General features: G+C 42.3%; 2 protein-coding genes and 2 rRNA genes (1 of these 4 running past the window's edge). 1 reads left to right on the forward strand and 3 read right to left on the reverse strand.

The features are described from left to right. The first annotated feature begins 224 nt into the window (after positions 1–224). Positions 225–1,016 (forward strand): sulfotransferase family 2 domain-containing protein, encoded by a 792-nt coding sequence (locus JFU20_RS29465; protein WP_002167059.1) that lies wholly within the window; start codon positions 225–227, stop codon positions 1,014–1,016. A 93-nt stretch (positions 1,017–1,109) separates the two neighbouring features. Here JFU20_RS29465 and JFU20_RS29470 read toward each other — a convergent pair whose 3' ends face one another. From JFU20_RS29470 to JFU20_RS29480, 3 genes are all read right to left on the reverse strand, one after another. Beyond that, the gene (locus JFU20_RS29470) at positions 1,110–2,030 is read right to left on the reverse strand and encodes a DMT family transporter (protein ID WP_016093471.1); all 921 of its coding nucleotides are present in this window, start codon (positions 2,028–2,030) and stop codon (positions 1,110–1,112) included. Between the two features lie 361 nt (positions 2,031–2,391). Next, positions 2,392–2,507: ribosomal RNA gene (gene rrf / locus JFU20_RS29475) — 5S ribosomal RNA — on the reverse strand. Positions 2,508–2,557: 50 nt separating this feature from the next. Further along, a 23S ribosomal RNA gene (locus JFU20_RS29480) occupies positions 2,558–5,000 on the reverse strand (it continues 126 nt past the right edge of the window).

Genomic DNA, 5,000 nt, shown 5'->3' on the forward strand with positions numbered 1-5,000 from the left:
TCCCTTATGTTAACATTTTCATATTTCAATGTCAACCAAGTTTTTTTATTTCTTTTGTCGCTTTCTGCGTTGTTGCTATCTGCGACTTGTCTTATATTACACCCCTATATAATAATAGTCAACATTTCTTTTTCATTTTCTACAAAAAAAACTCCACACACTCATACCTCATCTTTATTTTACATATGTATATATAATCAAGATACATGAAAGGAGTGCATCAATTGTTGGATCCTTCCTTATTACACATCATTAGTACTAATGCAAGAAGCCCACACTATCATAGAAACTTTCCTCTCATTCTATTTTGGAGTCAAAAAAGTGGTTGTACTTCCCTTGCTAAGTGGTTTTTTTACCAGATTGATTTATTACAAACAGCTTTAAACTATCACCCCTTCATCCATAATTTCGAATATGAAATATACAAAAGTACACCGGCCTATAATATACGGCTGAGTGTAGCACTACGAGATAAACAAAAGGAAACTTTCAAACTGGTTCGCAATCCGTTTAGAAGAGCAGTCAGTTCTTTCGTGTCCTTAATTGCACCTCCTTATGTAGAAAATGAAGAATGGAAACCCATTCGAAAGTTTTTATATCAAAATGAAAATTCTCCTAAAGGAATCTCATTCAAACAATTTTTATACTACCTATTTACTAAAGGTGCTCATGCAAATGATATTAACGCTCACTTTACACAACAATATATAGCAGGTGAAGAAGAGTATGTAACCAATTATATATACTTAGAAAATTTCGATCAGGAAATGAAAGAATTAGAAAAACGTTTCGAATTAAAACCTGCACCGATAAATGAGTTTTCAACATCATGGCATAATCAAACCCCTGCCATGATTTATAAAGGGAATTTCAGCGATGCCGATATTACTGATCCTTTATTCCCTCGTCACCCGACTTTTGAAAGCTTTTATGATGATGAATGTATACAGCTCGTCAAAACAATATTTCAAAAAGATTTCGATACATATAGATATAACAAAGAATATCCCTACTAATTTAAGTCCATTATCTTCGCTAAATATAAAAAGATACCTTATACATATATATGAGGTATCTTTTTAACATTTAAACTATATAAAACATACAATTTAACAGTCCCTACTATCCATTTTATTACCCTTTAATAGATTACGTAACTTTTGCTTATCCGCCCATCCTACTCCAATTAAAACTAGACTCCCTCCCATTATTATCTTCCATGTCAGAGATTCATTTAATAGGATAATTGAAGTAATGATACTTATTAACGGCAATCCATTTAAGTACAGTCCACTTATTGATGCTGAGACCGTCTCTAGCGCTTTATTCCAGAACCAATACGCTAAAATTGTTGCCCCAATAACAAGGTATACTACACTAAATCCAATCTTCCATGTTTCGATTTTTGGGAAACCGTAGTAAAAAATTTCTATCATTGCAAATGGCAACACAATAGCTGCACCTATCATTAGTGTTACTGTAGTGAAAACTTTATTAGATAAACGTCGTTCTTGTTTTGGCCGTTTTAACAAAACTGTGTAGAACGCAAATAAAAAGGTACTTAATAAAATAAGTATATCTCCTATTAAAGACACCTCTTGATTAGTATCGCTAGATGGAATTGTAATAAAGAGCACTCCTATAGCGCCCAACATAATTCCGATCCAATAATCCATCTGAATTTTCTCTTTCAGAAAGAACGCTGAAAAAAGAATTGTAACTAATGGCAATGCAGCATCAATAATACTAACATGTAATCCACTTGTTAAAGAAATACCATAGGATGTGAACATAAAGTACCCAGCTACACCAGTAAAAGACAGTAAACTCATTCTTTTCCACGGAATATGTTTATGTATAACTGCTTTTTGTAGTTCGTTAAATGAGAAAAGCATACAAATCCCACCCGCAAAGAAAAGACGAATAAATAACAAAGTAAACGGTTGAATGGATTCTAATGCCCATTTCGTTGGTGCAATGGCTGTTCCCCATAATATAACAGCCACTAATAACATGCATATTTCTTTCATAATCCCCCACACCCATCAAAAAATATATGTTAACTACCTTAATTATAGATTTTTTCTTAGGTAAAATCCTTTAAAACCACAAAAAGGTTATGCGAAAAATAGCCATCCAGCTCTTTTTTACATAACCTTTTCATATTAAATCAAAACATTATTGTTCATTCGACAACTAAATTAACATAAAAAGGCAATCCTTACCTTCAATTTATATTTAAACGTATTACTTTATCATTCGAATTTTATTTTATACCGTTTCTATTTCATTCTTTTTTTCATCTTCAGGGTTATTAAATTTATGGATTTTAACCTTCGGTAAATAAAAATAAACACAAAAAAAACCTAAGTCGAAACGACTTAGGTTTTTGCTTGGCGACGTCCTACTCTCACAGGGACAAGGTCCCAACTACCATCGGCGCTAGAGAGCTTAACTTCCGTGTTCGGTATGGGAACGGGTGTGACCTCTCTGCCATCATCACCAAACTGATGAAGGTATATTCCTTCAAAACTAGATAACATTAGCTTCATATTATATGGTTAAGTCCTCGATCTATTAGTATTCGTCAGCTCCACATGTCACCATGCTTCCACCTCGAACCTATCAACCTGATCATCTTTCAGGGATCTTACTAGCTTACGCTATGGGAAATCTCATCTTGAGGGGGGCTTCATGCTTAGATGCTTTCAGCACTTATCCCTTCCGCACATAGCTACCCAGCTATGCCCTTGGCAGAACAACTGGTACACCAGCGGTGCGTCCATCCCGGTCCTCTCGTACTAAGGACAGCTCCTCTCAAATTTCCTGCGCCCACGACGGATAGGGACCGAACTGTCTCACGACGTTCTGAACCCAGCTCGCGTACCGCTTTAATGGGCGAACAGCCCAACCCTTGGGACCGACTACAGCCCCAGGATGCGATGAGCCGACATCGAGGTGCCAAACCTCCCCGTCGATGTGGACTCTTGGGGGAGATAAGCCTGTTATCCCCGGGGTAGCTTTTATCCGTTGAGCGATGGCCCTTCCATGCGGAACCACCGGATCACTAAGCCCGATCTTTCGTCCCTGCTCGACTTGTAGGTCTCGCAGTCAAGCTCCCTTATGCCTTTGCACTCTACGAATGATTTCCAACCATTCTGAGGGAACCTTTGGGCGCCTCCGTTACACTTTAGGAGGCGACCGCCCCAGTCAAACTGCCCACCTGACACTGTCTCCCGGGTCGATGAGACCCGTAGGTTAGAATTTCAATACAGTCAGGGCGGTATCCCACCAGCGCCTCCACCGAAGCTAGCGCTCCGGTTTCAATGGCTCCCGCCTATCCTGTACAAACTGTACCAAAATTCAATATCAGGCTACAGTAAAGCTCCACGGGGTCTTTCCGTCCTGTCGCGGGTAACCTGCATCTTCACAGGTACTATAATTTCACCGAGTCTCTGGTTGAGACAGTGCCCAAATCGTTACACCTTTCGTGCGGGTCGGAACTTACCCGACAAGGAATTTCGCTACCTTAGGACCGTTATAGTTACGGCCGCCGTTTACTGGGGCTTCAGTTCAGAGCTTCGCTTACGCTAACCCCTCTCCTTAACCTTCCAGCACCGGGCAGGTGTCAGCCCCTATACTTCGCCTTACGGCTTCGCAGAGACCTGTGTTTTTGCTAAACAGTCGCTTGGGCCTATTCACTGCGGCTTTCCGTTAAGAAAGCACCCCTTCTCCCGAAGTTACGGGGTCATTTTGCCGAGTTCCTTAACCAGAGTTCTCTCGCACACCTTAGGATTCTCTCCTCGCCTACCTGTGTCGGTTTGCGGTACAGGCACCTTTTATCTCGCTAGAAGCTTTTCTTGGCAGCGGGGAATCAAAGACTTCGCTCCATAAGGAGCTTCCCCATCACAGCTCAGCCTTCACGATAAGCGGATTTGCCTACTTATCAGCCTAACTGCTTGGACGTGCACAACCAATCGCACGCTTCTTCTATCCTTCTGCGTCCCTCCATTGCTCAAACGATAAAGAGGTGGTACAGGAATATCAACCTGTTGTCCATCGCCTACGCCTGTCGGCCTCGGCTTAGGTCCTGACTAACCCTGAGCGGACGAGCCTTCCTCAGGAAACCTTAGGCATTCGGTGGACGGGATTCTCACCCGTCTTTCGCTACTCATACCGGCATTCTCACTTCTAAGCGCTCCACCAGTCCTTCCGGTCTGACTTCACTGCACTTAGAACGCTCCCCTACCACTGATACCATTGGTATCAATTCGCAGCTTCGGTGGTGTATTTAGCCCCGGTACATTTTCGGCGCAGAGTCACTCGACTAGTGAGCTATTACGCACTCTTTAAATGGTGGCTGCTTCTGAGCCAACATCCTAGTTGTCTAAGCAACTCCACATCCTTTTCCACTTAATACACACTTTGGGACCTTAGCTGGCGATCTGGGCTGTTTCCCTCTTGACTACGGATCTTATCACTCGCAGTCTGACTCCTAAGGATAAGTCATTGGCATTCGGAGTTTGACTGAATTCGGTAATCCGATGAGGACCCCTAGTTCAATCAGTGCTCTACCTCCAAGACTCTTACACTTAAGGCTAGCCCTAAAGCTATTTCGGGGAGAACCAGCTATCTCCAGGTTCGATTGGAATTTCTCCGCTACCCACACCTCATCCCCGCACTTTTCAACGTGCGTGGGTTCGGGCCTCCATTCAGTGTTACCTGAACTTCACCCTGGACATGGGTAGATCACCTGGTTTCGGGTCTACGACCACGTACTAAACGCCCTATTCAGACTCGCTTTCGCTGCGGCTCCGCCTCTTCAGCTTAACCTCGCACGGGATCGTAACTCGCCGGTTCTAGGACCTGCTCGCTCGCCGCTACTCAGGAAATCGCATTTGCTTTCTCTTCCTCCAGGTACTTAGATGTTTCAGTTCCCTGGGTCTGTCTTCCATACCCTATGTATTCAGGTAAGGATACCATACCATTACGTATAGTGG

The sequence above is a fragment of the Bacillus sp. TH30 genome (assembly GCF_016650875.1).
GTDB classification, from domain to species: domain Bacteria; phylum Bacillota; class Bacilli; order Bacillales; family Bacillaceae_G; genus Bacillus_A; species Bacillus_A mycoides.

What these genes read in the sequence shown, in the direction of transcription:
- JFU20_RS29470 (WP_016093471.1), bottom strand. Translation starts at nt 2,030, where the DNA reads ATGAAAGAAATATGCATGTTATTAGTGGCTGTTATATTATGGGGAACA.